The following is a 15,456-nucleotide window of genomic DNA, read 5'->3' as shown; positions in this document are numbered from 1 at the left end:
GTTAATCGCGCAAAAATCGTGCCATGGACACGTGGCTAGTGGGCGTGCTGGGCGCGCTGAGGTCGCTGGCGATTTCCATATAGCCTCGTGCCAGTGCGATATCGTGTGCGGTGCGGCGGGCGTTGTCACACAATCCTGGGGTGGCGCCGGCCGTTAGCAAGGCTTGTGCTACGCGCTGCAGGCCATGTAATGCGGCAAGGTGGAGGGCGGTAGTGCCCTGCGCATCTTGAGCGTTCACCGGTATGTCTTCATCCAGCAGGCGTTCGGTGGCCGCAACCAAGATGTCGTCGTTGCTGGGCGTACCGGGTTCGGCTTTGCTTCCAAGCAAAAATAGAAGCGGCGTGACGCCCGTTTTGCTACCACTGCTTGGGTCGGCTCCGGCGAGCAGCAATACGTCGAAGAGGGCCAGAAGGCGGGTACGGTCGCGCGAGGTAAAGCCATACTGCGCGGCCCAGTGCATCGGGTTAAGGCCTTGCGCATCGCGCACATGGACGTCGGCACCGGCCTGCAGCAGGCGCGAGACCAGATCGGGCAGACCCAGTGCGGCGGCCAGCATCAACACGGTGAGCTCACCCGGTAAGCGCTGTTCGAGACCGCAGCCGGCATCGAGGAGTTTGGCCACAATGTCCAGCTGCTGCTTACTCACCGCAGCCGACAGGGGGGTGGCGCCGGTTTTGGCAGCAAGGCCCGGGTTGGCGCCTTGCGCCAGCAAAAACTCAACCAAGGCGAGGTGGCCACAGCCTGCGGCACGCAGCAGTGCGGTACAGCCTTGCTGGTCGGTACTGTCGATGGGAAAACCAAGAGCTAAGAGGCGACGCACAGCGTCTAGGTCGCCGATGATGGCCGCAGCAGGCAAATCACTGGCAAGCAGCGGGCGGTGAGGGAGTGGCCACAGACGCCAATCCAACCACTCGATCAACTCAGGCTGGCCACTCGCGAGCGCGATGCCAAGAGGGCTTTGGCCGTCTGCTGCGCGCCGGTGCGGAGAGGCGCCGAATGTTAGTAAGAGCTGCACAGCGGAAAGCTGTTGCTGCTCGGTGGCGATATGTAGCCCCGTCATTCCGCGCGCATCGCAGCCATCGGGATCAGCGCCGAGGACGAGTAGGCGCTCGAGTAGTCGTGTCCAACCTAAACGCACGGCGAGAGGCAGCGGCGGCGCGCCGTTTTCATCTGCGGCAAACGGATCAGCGCCGCGCGACAGTAGGCCAAGGGCGAAGGCTTCTGAACGTGGGGCGGTGTGCTGCTGGGCTAGGCAGGCGCTCAAAAAGCGTGCCAAGCCGCCTGCTCCTGCGGGGGATGCGCCGCCAGCAAACAATGCGGAAAGTGTGCGGATGCCTTCAGCCCCTTGCGCTAGGGCCGTAAATACCGGCGTGGAATGGCCGGGGGAATGCACATCGGGGTTCGCGCCTTGTGCGAGCAGCCATGCGATATGTGCAGGGGATTGCGTGATGTCTGGGTCCTGCAGCAGGCTGTCCAGCTCGTGCGGCTGGGTGTGCGCACGCAATTGCAGTAGTTGCCGCGTATCGGCTCCCGTAAGCAGCGCATCACGCAGCCGAATTTGCGGCGGAAGTTCTGGCGTGACCTCGCTGTACGCATCCATGCGCGCGCTGGCTTGGGGGTCTAGCAGGGCGATGAGGGCTTTGTTGCCGCTGGCCATCGCGCAGCTGAGCGCAGTGTGTTGATGGTGGTCGGTGGCGTGTACGTCAGCCTTGGCGGCGATCAGGTGCTCAACAACGGGTAATGCGCCCGCACGCGCGGCGTCTAATAACGGCGTGCGCCCTGCGGAGTCACGGGCATTCGGGTTGGCACCCGCATCAAGCAAAATATGGCAAATGCTGACGTTGCCACCCGCAGCGGCTTCGTGCAACGCACTGCGCCCACGCGGATCGCAGGCGTTGACGTTGGCTTTATGACGAAGCAGTAACAGTGCGCCTGCACCGTCATCGTCTTCATTGGCCGCAGCAAGCAGCAGCGCAGGGCGGCCGCCTTCGGGCTGAGGCTTGGCTTGACGCTCCAACAAGAAACGCGCCAAACGCCAGTTGCCAGCGGAGCAGGCGCTACCCAGAGGGGACACGCCTTCGGCGTTAAGCGCGTCAAGATCGGCACCAGCGTCGCGCAGTAGAGCGGCTACGCCGGGGTCGGAGCTACGTGCGGCAAAATGCAGGGGCGTATTGCCTTCAGCATCGGTTTGATGCGGATCGGCACCGTTGGTCAGCAGGGTCATCACCGCCTCGGGGCGGCCGTGCCAGCTATCGCGGGTGGCGGCGAGCAGTGGGGTCATCCCGTCGTGCGCGGCGTTGACGTCCACGCCGCGTTCGATCAGCGCACGCAGCAAACGCAGGTCGGGAAGCACCGCCGCGAGTACCGTTAGGCTGCGGCGGTCGCGGGCATTGGCACTGGCGCGCGCGTTGGGATCGGCGCCGCTGGCCAGCAGCGCCAGCGCACGATCCACTCGGCCACTACGTGCGGCGGCTAGCAGTTGATGATCAAGTTCGGAAGTATCAAGCGCCTGCGCTGCGCTGGTGGGCGCTAAGGGAAGTGCTTCTAGCGCATCCTCTCGCGTCGTTTGTGAAGAAGCGGGCTCGGCCATTTCGACAATAGGAAGCCCTTGCCGCTTTTCCAGCGGCGAGGCCGATTGCAGCAGCACGTGCGCAACCACCAGCAGGGTGATATAGGCGATGCCGACGGGAACCTGCGCACTGCTACTAAGTAGCCCCGGCCATGCCAGTAGCAGCCCCCCGGCGAGTACGAGAAAAATCGGCAAGGCGACTTGTAGCAGCCCGCGCCACGCATCGCGCTGGAGCGTGCGCGGTGTCGGCTGGTGGCCGCGCTGCTCTAGGGTGTGCCAGTCGGGCCACTGCCACCAAAGCGTAGCCAGCAGGGTACCTGCAAGGCCGCTTAGTAGCAGTGTTTTTCCTAGTGTCGGCGCGTGCAGCAGCTGTGCCAGAGGCCAGCCCAGCAGCAGGCCCGCGGCGGTGAACCCTGCTAACCAACGCAGCGCAAGGCGCAGGCCGTCGCGTGATAAGTCGGTATGCTGGCGCGAGCGGCGCAGCAGGGCCAGGCCAAGTGCGGTAGGCGGCTGCGCGAGCCAGAGCAGCGCAAGCGCCACCCATGGTGAACCCGTCTGTGGAAGCAGGCTCACCGCGGCAAGCAGCAGGCCAAGCGCAAGTAGGCTCATTCCTGAAACGGTGGAGCGCTCAGACATCGGTGCCCCAATCCTCGTGCATGGGGTCTTCCACCGTAGGTGGAAACTGAATATGAAAACCACGCGCGGCAAGATTGGCGCGCACCACCTCGGGGTTCTCTTGCGCCAGCTTGCGCTCCGGTGTCAGCGTCACTTCCAGCACAAACTGCAGCGCGCCCAGCTGGGTGCGCAGTGGTTCGGGCAGACGTGCGAAATCGTCGCGCGCCGCGAGGTACACGTAGGTGTTGGCCTTCTTCAGGCTTTTGTAAACGAAAGCAAGCATCGCGATCCGGGGGAATCGTCTTGCGGAAGATAAGGTGGATTGTGCGGGAAACTGCGTGTGAGCGGAACCTCTGCGGGACATTTGGCACAGGTTCGGATGCGATAGGCTGCTAATCTTTCTTTTTTGACGTGTTTTTAGGAATGATTATGCGCCTTGCACCACTTGCGTTTGCCCTGTTGGCCAGTCTGTCTGCGGCGCACGCCGCCGAGCCGGTGACCTTGGCGCAGGCGATGGATGATCAAGATTGGATCGGCCCTTCGGTGGAAAGCGCTTGGTGGCGCTGGGATGGCAAGGCGGCGCAATTTCAGCAAAAACGTGCAGGAGCCATCGTACGCGATACGTGGCAGGTGGGGCTGGATGGCGCGGCCGCTGCGCCGGTGGCAGATACAGCGCGCGCAGATCTGGATGCAGCCAATGCACTGCTCGATGCCAGCGCCGCACGCAGTGCGTTTGTGCGCAATGGCGATGTGTTTATTCGTGACCTGCGCAGTGGCGCGCTGACCCAGCTCAGCCGCGACAATCAAAACGCCCGCCGTCTGCAATGGGGGCCAAACGGCAGCTTGGTTTGGCAGGCCGGTGGAAACTGGTATCGCTGGGATGGCCGAGCGGTGGCACTAGCCGCACAAGCACTGGCCGAAGATGCACCGGGTACGCCGCCCAAGGCCGATGACCTGCGTGACCGCCAGCTACGCCGGATCGATACCCTGCGCGAGACCCTCGACCGCCGTGATGCCGCCCGCAACCAAGCCGACGCATGGCGCAGCGCCGACCCAACCCGCGCCGCAGCGCCGGTATATCTGGGCAAGAATGTAGACATCACCGATACCGCGCTTTCACCCGATGGTCGTTGGTTATTGGTGGCCACGCAGGCCAAGGGGGCCGATGCCGGGCGCGGCGGCAAGATGCCGATGTATGTCACCGAATCAGGCTACGAAGAATTTGAAAATGTGCGTACTCGCGTGGGCCGCAACGACCCTGTTCCGCAGTCGCTGTGGCTGGCAGAAGTGGCCACGGGCAAAGTACGCGCGCTGAAGTTCGACGGTCTTCCGGGGATTCAAAACGATCCGCTAGCCGATCTGCGCAAGGCCGCAGGAAAAGAGCCGTTGAAAGGCAATCGCCCGGTCCAGCTTGGTGATATGCAATGGAGCAACAACGCTCAAAACGTCGCCGTCATGCTGCGTGCGGTGGATAACAAAGACCGCTGGATCGCCAGCGTAGATACCGCAAGCGCCGCGTTGCAGCCGCGTCACCGTCTGCATGATGACGCGTGGATCAACTGGGGCTTCAACGAATTTGGCTGGATGCCCGATGGCAAAACACTTTGGTATTTGAGTGAAGAAAGCGGCTTCTCGCATCTATACACGCAAAGTGGCGGCAAACCATTGCAACTCACCGACGGCCGCTGGGAAACCTCGCAGGTCAGCGTATCGCCCGACGGCAGTACGTTCTACTTCCTGTGCAATCGCGTCACGCCCGGCGATTACGAAGTGTGCAACGTGCCTGCACGCGGCGGACAGGTGCGTGAAGTGACCGCACTCGACGGTGTCGAAGATTTCTCCGTGTCGCCGCAGGGCAGTGCGCTATTGGTGCGCTATTCGTCTTCCTACACGCCACCGCAGCTCGCCGTGGTGGATGCCAAAGGAGGCGAAGCCAAGACACTTACCGACACGCGTACTGCCGCGTACAAGACACGCACATGGATCCAGCCGCAGATGGTGCAAGTGCCCAGTAAACACGGCGCAGGCACGATCTGGGGCAAATACTACGGCCCTGAGAAGATGGAGCCGGGCAAGCGCTATCCCATCGTGATGTTCGTGCACGGTGCGGGCTATTTGCAAAACGTGTCGAAGCGCTGGCCGAATTATTTCCGTGAGCAGATGTTTCATAACCTGCTGGTCAATCAAGGCTATATTGTGCTGGATCTGGACTACCGCGCCAGTGAAGGCTATGGCCGCGACTGGCGCACCGCAATCTATCGCTGGATGGGCAAGCCCGAGCTGGAAGATTATTTGGATGGCCTCGACTGGCTGGTGGAGAACAAGCAAGGTGACCGCGGTCACGCAGGCATCTACGGCGGCAGCTACGGTGGCTTCATGACCTTTGCGGCGCTGTTCCAGAAGCCCGGTGTATTCAAGGCTGGTGCCGCATTGCGCCCGGTCAGCGACTGGTCGCAGTACAACCACGGCTACACGTCGAATATCCTCAATACTCCGGAACTTGATCCTGAAGCTTACAAACGCTCCTCGCCGATCGAATACGCAGAAGGTCTGCAAGACAATCTGCTGATTGCCCACGGCATGATCGACGACAACGTGTTCTTCAAAGACTCGGTAATGATGAGCCAGAAACTCATCGAGCTGCGCAAAGACAAATGGGAGCTAGCACCGTACCCCATGGAGCGCCACGGCTTTGTCCACCCCGATAGCTGGTACGACGAATATCGCCGGATTTACGAGCTGTTTGAGCGGACGTTGAAGCCTTAAAAGGCGTCAGGACGGGGTGTACATGCCTGCGGGGAGACGCCATGAACAAGTGCGAGATGCGCCAATATTCGTTGCTGAGGGTTCGTGCTAATCAGGTCTTTTCTTGTAGGGTTTTATCATTATGGGCGTATGCTTCGGTTAGAGTCTATATCGAGTGTCAGTAGTTATTTCTTTGTAATCGCTAAGTTTTCAGACGGAAGTCAGTCGACATATAGATGGAATTGGGATATGAAAGTGTGGGAGTATGTTAAAAATTCTTCTAAAGATTCTCATGGGAATGATATTCCAGAAAGTCCGAATGATTTGATAACATCTGGTGGCACATATATATTTGATGGACGAGGTAGTGGTGTAGACCTTGCAAATTTCACAATGAGATTGCTTGATATGGGCGTTAACGTTAATACCTCTCAAGGAGGCAGTACATATGTGTGCTCAAATTCAGGCATTCCTGGTGGTGTCAGAGTGACGTGTAGGCTGCAGCGGCACTAAATTATGAAAATCAACATGTACTACAAAATTGCATTAGTTCTTTTTAGCATTGCTTTGTTACTTAGCGTGCTCGCATTTACTAAGCCGAATTGGATTGCAGATACCGTCACGATGGGCTCTTATGTCGGGCTGCTGACATTGCTATCTGCAGCCGCCTATTTGATGGGCCGTTTTAGACGAAAGCCGCGCGCAAATTAAAAGGTGTGCCGGAGCCTCACCGCTCCAAAATCGCCGTTACCCCCATGCCACCCGCCGTGCAGATGGAGATCAGCGCGCGGCGGCCGCCGCGTTGTTTGAGCTCTTTAGCGGCGCTGGCCACGATGCGTGCGCCGGTGGCGGCGAAGGGGTGGCCGGTGGCCAAGGATGAGCCGTTGGGGTTGATGCGGTTCGGGTCGATGCGGCCCAGTGGCGCGTCTAGCCCCAGCCGCTGCTTGCAGTAATCGGCACTTTCCCACGCTTTGAGTGTGCATAGCACCTGCGCGGCGAAGGCTTCGTGGATTTCGTAGAAGTCAAAATCTTGCAGGCTTAAATTATTGCGCGCGAGCATCTCGGCCACGGCGATGGTGGGGGCCATCAGCAAGCCCTCGCCGTGAACAAAATCCACCGCCGCCACCTGCACGTCGCGCAGATGGCAGAGCACTTCAAAACCATGTTGCTGTGCCCAATCATCACTACCCAGCAGACAGGCCGAGGCGCCGTCGGTAAGCGGGGTGGAGTTGCCAGCGGTCAGCGTGCCGCGCCCGGAGGTTTTATCGAACGCCGGTTTAAGCGTGGCTAATTTTTCGAGGCTGGTATCCGGGCGCAGGATATTGTCGCGGTTCACGCCGCGAAAACCCACCACGAGGTCATCAAAAAAACCGCGCGAATAAGCCGCTGCCAGCTTGTGGTGGGAATCTACTGCCAGCGCATCTTGCGCTTCGCGGCTGATGTCCCATTCTTTGGCCATGTCTTCGCAATGATCGCCCATCGACTTGCCAGTGCGCGGCTCGGCCACGCCGGGGAAATCGGGCTTGAGTTCAGACGGGCGAAAGCCTTTGAACGCGGAAAGTTTTTGCCCGAAGGTCTTGGCGGCCGCAGCGTGCAGCAAACGGCTGCGCAGCGCCTTGCCGTACACAATGGGCACATCGGAGGTGGTGTCAGAGCCGCCGCCGATGCCTGATTCAATTTGCCCGGTGGCAATTTTGCTGGCAATGAGGTTGATGGTGTCCAGCGACGTGCCGCAGGCGCGCTGCAGGGTGATGCCCGGCGTGCGTGGCGATAGCCCAGACGAGAGTGCGGCTTCGCGGCCAAGGTTCCAGTCGGAGGAATGCTTGATCACCGCCCCCATCGCCACTTCACCCAGCTGCTGGTCGTGCAGACCAAACTTTTCCACCAGCGCGCCCAGCGTGCGCACCGACATGCCAAGGTTGCCCACGTCGGCATAAGCCGTGTTTTGACGGCAGAAAGGGATACGAACTCCGCCTAAAATGGCGACTGGACGACCGTGTTGCATGACTCACCTCAAGGACGGACCCGCTGCGCGGGCATAATGTAGCGCTGAGTGTACCGTTCCATTTCAGAGTCGAAACTCCATATGTCTGCTTCTACTATCCGTCCCGATGTGTTTTACGGCGTGATCGCCATTGAATTGCGCGATGGCAAGCCGCCGCAGCACGCGGCGATGCCCGCCAAGCTGGCGGGAGATCTCGCGGTGCTGATGGGGCGCGACCTTACCTCGCTGGTGCCACAGGTCGCCAGCTGCGATATCGCCTTATTGACCACCCATTTTGATCCGGCCGAAGTGCTGCGCAGCGGTTGGCCGCAGCATCGAAATGTGGAAAGCCTGCTCAAGCGTGCGCCCGAACAGGGGATGGGGGCGCGGCTGGTGGGCTTTGGCAGCGACGCGCAAGGGGGCGTGCACGACAGCATGCGCGCCGATCCTGCCCTGTTAGGCGGCGGGCTGCGGGTGATGCCGTTTGTATTGCATGGGCCTGCGGTGGCGCTGGCGAATGAGCGCTTGGAGTACGTGCTGTTCGATCACGGCATGGCCGAAGCTGATGCTGCCATGCTCATTCGCGATGGTCTTGGTGCGGATGCCGAACATATTCGCTACATGAGCCTGCACGACCTGCTATCGGTAATGGCGATGCAGTTTCAAAATATGGAATTAGATGGCTTGTGGGCGCTGCTGGAAACCGCGCTACTAGAGCCAGAAAGCGCGTATGCGCTGGACGTGCCGCCAGAGCCTTTGGTGCGCTATGGCGAAGGCCAGATGCATATCGCGCTGCTTGATCCGGCAACATGGCAGCAGCGCAACGCGCCGGAGGAAACCGACCCGGCCAAGCTGGAACGCGGTTTTGCCCACTATCAGATGCGCCAGCGCCAGTACGCGGCGGTATTTGAGGCGCACGGGATGACGGTGAATTTTGAACACGGCGGCGGCGCGCAGTAAGCGCGCTGCCCGCTGCGCCGACTACGGCTGGCTTAAGCGGATGACCCCGCAGGCCACGCGCGCGCCCGCATTGCCCGCCGGTTGGCTGGTGTAGTCATCGGCCACCGCATGCACGATCAGCGCGCGGTTGGCCACGTCGTTGCCCGCGCCACTGCCTAGGCTAATGCCATTTAGCACAATGTTGAGATGTGCTACGCCCTGCGTATCAGCCACGATATTGTCGCTATCGCCCGCGTGATGCGGGCCTGCACCCACGCGGCCATGCGGTTTTTTATCTGGATTGAAATGGCCGCCTGCGGCGCTGCCATCCACCGCGCTGCAGTCGCCTTTTTCATGGATATGAAAGCCGTGCTGGGCGTTGGGCTGCAAGCCGCCAATATCGCCGCTGATGCGCACGCCGCTTGGCGTTGATGCAAGCAGCAAGCGCCCGCTGACGAGGCTGCCTGAGGCCGAGGCAAGATTGGCCACGGCGTGTCGAGTAGCTGCGTTCGGTGTTGGTACCGTGGTGGTTTTGGGCACGCTGTTCGAATGCGGTGCTGTGGAGCATGCGGTGAGCGCGGCCAGCAGTGCGGCAAGGCCAAGTGAAGATCGCATAGATGAAAGCCCTTCGTACGAATGATCCAGCATCATGCCATGTGCAGGCATTTAGCCGGTGTGGAGGCGTGCTCTAGCGTGGTTTGCGTGAGCTGCCAAGTTTGCGCGTCACGGTATTGCGACTGAGGCCAAGCGCATCGGCGGCATCGCTGCGGTGCCCATGACAGAATTCGAGCGCGGCTTCCAGCAGGGTTTGGTCGAAGAGTGTTCGCGCTTTGTCGTGCAATTGCGGCGTGTTTTCTGAAAGCTCGGCGCGCGCCCATTGGTGCAGCGCGTGCGTCCAGTGTTCAGCGTGTGCCGCGCCGCGCGCAGGCGTTGTTGGAAGCGCCACATGCAGGTCTGCTGGGCCGATATGCGCGCCACTGGTGAGCGCCGCAAGCCGCCAGCAGACGTTTTCTAACTCGCGCACATTGCCCGGCCACGGGTACTCGGTGAGCTGCTGCAAGGCCGCGGCGGTTAGGGTTTTGCTGCGAATGCCAAGCTTGTGCGCGGCGTGCTCTAAGAAACGTGCGGCAAGCAGCGCAATATCTGCACGGCGTTCGCGCAGTGGCGGCAGACGCAGCCGCACCACGTCGAGGCGGTGCAGCAGGTCGGCACGGAAGCGGCCTTGTTCCACCAGCGCTTCCAACGGCTGATGGGTGGCGGCAATCACCCGCACGTCCACGCGAATCAGTTCACGCCCACCGACACGGAAAAACTCGCCTTCGGCGAGTACACGCAACAGCCGGGTTTGCAGCGCGGCGGGCATGTCACCAATTTCATCCAAAAACAGCGTGCCGCCGTCGGCCTGCTCAAAGCGCCCAATAGTGCGTTTCTGCGCGCCAGTAAACGCGCCCGCTTCGTGGCCAAATAGCTCCGACTCCAATAGCTCTGCCGGAATGGCGGCGGTATTGAGCGCGACAAACGGACGTTGCGCGCGCGGTGATTCTCGGTGCAGCGCCCGCGCCACCAGTTCTTTGCCGGTGCCGGTTTCGCCGGTGATCAGCACCGCCAGCGGCACTTGCGCCAACCGTCCAATGGCGCGGAACAGTTCACGCATGGCCGGGGTTTCGCCCACCAGTAGTGATTCTTTGGGAAGGTTATGGGCAGGCGATGCGTGGGATGTGGCGGTAGTTTCCGGCAGTGCGCGCTGCACAACGGCCACCGCTTCATCGAGATCAAACGGTTTGGATAGAAACTCGCGCGCGCCGCCGCGAAACGCGCTGGCGGTGCTGCTGATGTCGGTGTGCGCCGACATCACGATCACGGGGAGCTGCGGCAATTTCACGTGCAGCTTATCCAGCAGCGCAAGGCCGCTTTCGCCAGGCATACGCACATCGGTAAGCAGTAGGTCGGGTACGCGGCCTGAGGCAAGTGCATCGAGCACTTCACCGGCGTCGCCGAACGCAGTGACGCGAAACCCAGCTTCACCGAGTGCGGTGGCCAGCACGAAGCGCACCGAACGATCGTCGTCCACTACCCAAATGTGCGCGGCGTTAGGCATGTGCGTCGCGCGCCTCTTCGTGTTCGCCCAACGGCAATAGTAAGGTGAACACGGTATGCCCCGGGCGCGAGCGCCAGGTCAGTGCGCCACGATGTTCGCGTGCGATCTGCTGGGCCAGTGCCAGCCCAAGACCACTGCCGCTTGCGCGTCCGCTGACCAAGGGCAGGAATAAGTGCTCAGCCAGTTCCGTTGGGACGCCGTGGCCGTTGTCGATCACCTCTAAACGCAGCGCCATTGGCCACCAGTCTTCACCAATTTTGACGCTGTGCTCGGCGCGGGTGCGTAGATGGATACTGCCGGCGCCGGCCTCCATTGCATTGCGCACAAGATTCCACACGGCTTGGGTCAGTCGATCGGCATCGCCGGTTAGGTCGGGCAGCGAAGGGTCGTAATCACGCTGCAGCTGCACCGCCCAGCCCGCATCGTTTTCGGCCAGGCGCAGCACGCGTTCCAGCACAAGATGGATATTCATTGGCGTAAACGCGCGCGGGGGCGCTGGATGCAGCAGGTGATCAACCAGCGTGGCCAAACGCTGTACTTCGTCTTCAATGATTCCCGTTAATTCACGCGCCTCCGGTTCCACGCGCCTCGCCAGCAGCTGCGCCGCGCCTTGGATACCCAGCAGCGGGTTGCGCAGTTCATGCGCGAGGCCTTTCAGCGAAGCGGCTAGAGCCGCAGGCAGCAGCCCGGCGGGGTCACCATCGGCAAACTCATCCACCGGATGGGCTTCCAGCCACAGCCCGCTATCAATAGGTGTAAGCCACACGTCAGCAAAGCGCAGCTCTTCGCTACCGGGCGCGGCTAAACCCACCCGACGCAGTCGCAATGGTGCCGTGGGCTGCTGCACAAGGGCGGCGGCGAGCACATCGCTATCGCGCTCCAGCGCGGCCGCATGCAGCCCCAACAGGCGGCGGCAACTGGTGTGCAGCCAGCGCCCGATCCCAGCATTGGCGTAGTGCACCACGCCCTGCGCATCCAGCTGCAGCAGTGGGGTGGTGAGGGTGTCGAGTAGAGAATCCGCGATGGGCGTTTGCATTTGCACTAATTTAGTGCAAAAACCATCGCTACCACAGCCCTATTGCACCTTGGTTCTAGCCCTGTATCGTGGCAGCAATGGCGAACGACTCCCCCCCCGAGCCCAACCAGCCCCCACCCGATCGCGTGCTGACCTTCCATCAGCAGCGGCTTCGGCAGATGCTGCTCGTCTTGCTGCTGGCATTTACGATCCTCGCGGGGATGAACCTCTACCGCATGCGGTGGATCAATTTCTCTGCGGATATCGCGCTGTTTCTGTTGTTTGGTCTGGCGCTTTGGTGGTGTGAGCGGGGCAAGTTGGCGCGGGCCGTTGCAACGACACTCACCACGTTATTACTTGGGCTGGGCTGGCTGGCGCTGCTCAGCCAAGGGCTGTATGACGAAGCCCCCATGTCCATTCCCGTGCTACTTGTGTTTGCCGGGCTGTTTTCGTCTGGTCGAACATTAGTGGTGATGACGGCCGGCGGTGTGGCCATTTTGGTGGGGCTGTATGCCCTGCATGAAACAGGCATGCATCTCAGCATCGCGCAACCCGTTGGGCCGCAGCGCTTGGTCATCATGGTGATGGTGACCTTAGTGGCGGGTTATTTCGTTTGGGAGCTTTCTAAGGAGCTGCGCCATACATTGTCCCGCTTGCAAGCAGAAAAACAGGCACTTTTGGATGCGCAAGTGCAAGTAGAAACCTTGGTGCAGCGCGACGCGCTCACCGGCCTGCCCAGCCGCGCATTGGCCATGGATCGTTTGGAACACCTCCTTGGGCTAGCGCGCCTCGATGGCGGCATGGTAGCGGTGCTGTTCTTGGATTTAGACAACTTCAAGACCATCAACGATTCACTAGGGCATTTCAGTGGTGACGACTTGCTGCGGCAAGTAGGTAAGCGGGTTTCTGAGTGCGTGCGCGAATCCGATACGGTGGCGCGGATTTCAGGTGACGAATTTCTGATCTTGCTGGGCGAATTAGAAAACGAAGACGCCATCGTTGAGGTCGTGGCAAAAGTAACCCATACCCTGCGCCGGTCATTTGAAGTAGCGGGTATCGATATTTTGGTCACCGCTTCGCTGGGCATTGCCGTTGCTCCGCGCGATGGTGATAGCCCCGACGTGCTGCTGCGTAATGCCGATACGGCGATGTACAAAGCCAAAGAGCGGGGGCGCAATACGTTCTGCTTCTTTGATAACAGCATGAATGAAAGCGCGGTGGAGCAATTGCAGATTGCTGCTAATTTGCGCACCGCAATGGCCAATGGCGAACTTCAGCTGTACTACCAACCACAGTGGGATCTCAAAACAGAGCGTATTTGTGGGGCCGAAGCGCTGCTGCGTTGGCGTCATCCCGAGCGTGGTTTTATTCCACCAGATATGTTCATCGCAATCGCTGAGCGCAGCGGTTTGATCCACGAACTTGGCACTTGGGTGCTGCGCAAAGCCTGCGTGGAGGCGCGCGCTTGGAAGCAGCAAGGTTTGAATGGGTTGTTGATGGCGGTGAACGTCTCGCCACTGCAATTTCGTCGTGGAGATATCGAACAAGACGTGATGCGCGCGTTGGAATTTTCCGGCTTGGACGCTTCGGCGCTGGAGCTTGAACTGACCGAATCGGTGCTGATGGCCGACACACAGCATTTGCAAGAAATATTGCAACGCCTCTCAGCGCGCGGTGTAAAAATTGCCATTGATGACTTCGGAACAGGCTATTCCAACTTGGGCTATTTGCGCCGCTTTGCCGTGCATCGCCTGAAGATCGACCAATCATTTGTGCGCACCATGTGCCAAGACAAACATGACGAAGGGCTGGTGCGTGCCGTGATCGAAATGGCCCACCACTTAGATTTAGAGGTTGTGGCGGAAGGTGTGGAAGACGCGCAGGCCTTGGCCAAGCTACAGGCATTTGGCTGTGAGTTTGGCCAAGGCTATCACTGGTCGCCGGCGCTTCCGGCAGAGGCGTTTGTCGCCTACGTACGCGCACATGGCGGATGAAAGAAGCACGCGCCTGTCGGTGCGTGCTTCCTTGTTTGGCGAATGCCTTACGGTATTACAGCGTGTAGTACAGCTGGTATTCCAGCGGGTGGGTGGCAGCGCGGAACGCGGTCACTTCCTTCATCTTCAAGCCGATATACGCATCGATGAGGTCATCGGTGAACACGCCACCGGCCTTGAGAAATTCACGGTCGGCGTCCAGCGCTTCCAACGCTTGGTCTAGCGAATGGCAGACGGTGGGGAAGTTCTTTTCTTCTTCCGGCGGCAAGTCGTACAGATCTTTGTCGGAAGGCTCACCCGGGTCGATCTGGTTCTTGATGCCGTCAAGGCCGGCCATCATCAGCGCGGCGAAGGTCAGGTAGCCGCTGTTCATCGGGTCGGGGAAGCGCATCTCAATGCGGCGCGCCTTCGGGTTGGCCACATACGGAATGCGGCAGGAGGCCGACCGGTTGCTGGCCGAGTAGGCCAACATCACCGGTGCTTCATAGCCCGGCACCAAGCGCTTGTAGCTATTGGTGCTGGAGTTGGTGAACGCATTGACCGCGCGCGCATGCTTGAAGATACCGCCGATGAACCACAGCGCCATCTGGCTTAGGCCGCCGTAGCCATCACCGGAAAATAGATTGACGCCGCCCTTGGCCAACGACATATGCACGTGCATACCGCTGCCGTTGTCACCAACGATGGGTTTGGGCATGAAGGTGACGGTCTTGCCGTTGCGGTGCGCCACGTTTTTGATGATGTATTTCATCGCCAACAATTCGTCGGACTTTTTCGTCAGCGAATTGAATTTGGTGCCGATCTCGCACTGCCCCGCATTGGCCACTTCGTGGTGGTGCACTTCCACTTCGATGCCGACCTGCTCCAAGGTCTTGCACATCTCGGCGCGTAGGTCGTGTAACGAGTCCAGTGGGGCCACCGGGAAGTAGCCACCCTTCACCATTGGCCGGTAGCCGCTGTTGCCGCCAGCGTATTCGCGCGCGGAGTTCCAGTGTGCTTCCTCGGAATCGATCTGGAAGAAGGTATGGCCCATCTCGTTGGCAAAGCGCACGCTATCGAAGATGAAAAATTCGGGCTCGGGGCCGAAAAAGGCTTGATCCGCGAGGCCGGTGGACTTCAAGAAGGCTTCCGCGCGCTTGGCCACACCGCGCGGGTCGCGGGAATAGGCCTGCATGGTGGCCGGGTCGAGGATGTCGCAGATCAGCACTAGGGTTGGGTCAGCGGTGAATGGGTCCACATAAGCGGTGGATGGGTCGGGCAGCAGCACCATGTCGGAGTTCTGGATGCCGCGCCAGCCAATGATCGAGCTGCCGTCAAACATCTTGCCGTCTTCAAACAGGCTGGCATCGACGATGGATTTGGGGAAGGTGACGTGATGCTGCACACCGCGCAGATCAGCAAAACGCAGGTCAACGAACTCAATCTTGTGATTTTTGATCAGTGTTTCAACGAATTCGAGCGACATCGGGCATTCCTTGAATGGAGGGAGTGGGAACA

Annotated in this window: 11 protein-coding genes; 4 read left to right on the top strand and 7 right to left on the bottom strand. The window is 60.3% G+C overall.

Annotated features, from left to right (window positions below; translation table 11 throughout):
• Position 1: 1 nt before the first annotated feature.
• Both KUL77_RS03130 and KUL77_RS03125 read right to left on the bottom strand, forming a co-directional pair.
• The gene (locus tag KUL77_RS03130) at positions 2-3,205 is read right to left on the bottom strand and encodes an ankyrin repeat domain-containing protein (RefSeq protein ID WP_297143501.1); all 3,204 of its coding nucleotides are present in this window, start codon (positions 3,203-3,205) and stop codon (positions 2-4) included.
• A complete protein-coding gene (locus tag KUL77_RS03125; protein WP_297143500.1) occupies positions 3,198-3,467 on the bottom strand; it encodes a YcgL domain-containing protein in 270 nt (89 codons plus the stop codon). The genes KUL77_RS03130 and KUL77_RS03125 overlap by 8 nt, the downstream gene beginning before the upstream one ends.
• Positions 3,468-3,610: 143 nt before the next feature.
• On the opposite strand from KUL77_RS03125, the gene KUL77_RS03120 reads away from it, so the two are divergent.
• On the top strand, positions 3,611-5,950 hold the full coding sequence (locus tag KUL77_RS03120; protein ID WP_297143604.1) for a S9 family peptidase: 2,340 nt from the start codon (positions 3,611-3,613) through the stop codon (positions 5,948-5,950).
• A 495-nt stretch (positions 5,951-6,445) separates the two neighbouring features.
• On the top strand, positions 6,446-6,640 hold the full coding sequence (locus tag KUL77_RS03115; protein ID WP_297143497.1) for a hypothetical protein: 195 nt from the start codon (positions 6,446-6,448) through the stop codon (positions 6,638-6,640).
• Positions 6,641-6,656: 16 nt separating this feature from the next.
• Here KUL77_RS03115 and KUL77_RS03110 read toward each other — a convergent pair whose 3' ends face one another.
• Positions 6,657-7,934, bottom strand: a complete 1,278-nt coding sequence (locus KUL77_RS03110) for an acetyl-CoA C-acetyltransferase (RefSeq protein ID WP_297143494.1) — start codon at positions 7,932-7,934, stop codon at positions 6,657-6,659.
• A gap of 81 nt (positions 7,935-8,015) precedes the next feature.
• Here KUL77_RS03110 and KUL77_RS03105 point away from each other — a divergent pair, with 81 nt between their 5' ends.
• A complete protein-coding gene (locus KUL77_RS03105; RefSeq protein ID WP_297143493.1) occupies positions 8,016-8,873 on the top strand; it encodes a hypothetical protein in 858 nt (285 codons plus the stop codon).
• A gap of 21 nt (positions 8,874-8,894) precedes the next feature.
• On the opposite strand, the gene KUL77_RS03100 is transcribed toward KUL77_RS03105, so the two are convergent.
• From KUL77_RS03100 to KUL77_RS03090, 3 genes are all read right to left on the bottom strand, one after another.
• On the bottom strand, positions 8,895-9,467 hold the full coding sequence (locus KUL77_RS03100; protein WP_297143490.1) for a superoxide dismutase family protein: 573 nt from the start codon (positions 9,465-9,467) through the stop codon (positions 8,895-8,897).
• A gap of 73 nt (positions 9,468-9,540) precedes the next feature.
• Positions 9,541-10,950 (bottom strand): nitrogen regulation protein NR(I), encoded by a 1,410-nt coding sequence (ntrC, locus tag KUL77_RS03095; protein WP_297143488.1) that lies wholly within the window; start codon positions 10,948-10,950, stop codon positions 9,541-9,543.
• Entirely contained in the window at positions 10,943-11,986 is a 1,044-nt protein-coding gene (locus KUL77_RS03090; protein ID WP_297143485.1) for an ATP-binding protein, read from the bottom strand. The genes ntrC and KUL77_RS03090 overlap by 8 nt, the downstream gene beginning before the upstream one ends.
• Before the next feature lie 77 nt (positions 11,987-12,063).
• On the opposite strand from KUL77_RS03090, the gene KUL77_RS03085 reads away from it, so the two are divergent.
• The gene (locus KUL77_RS03085) at positions 12,064-13,959 is read left to right on the top strand and encodes an EAL domain-containing protein (protein ID WP_297143482.1); all 1,896 of its coding nucleotides are present in this window, start codon (positions 12,064-12,066) and stop codon (positions 13,957-13,959) included.
• Positions 13,960-14,014: 55 nt separating this feature from the next.
• Here the strand turns inward: KUL77_RS03085 and glnA are convergent, their stop codons facing one another.
• Entirely contained in the window at positions 14,015-15,424 is a 1,410-nt protein-coding gene (gene glnA / locus KUL77_RS03080) for a type I glutamate--ammonia ligase (RefSeq protein ID WP_297143480.1), read from the bottom strand.
• Between the last annotated feature and the right edge of the window lie 32 nt (positions 15,425-15,456).

The sequence above is a fragment of the Thermomonas sp. genome (assembly GCF_019104945.1).
Lineage (GTDB): Bacteria > Pseudomonadota > Gammaproteobacteria > Xanthomonadales > Xanthomonadaceae > Thermomonas.
The sequence above is the reverse complement of the archived record's forward strand: the minus strand, read 5'-3'. Positions and strand labels throughout refer to the sequence as shown.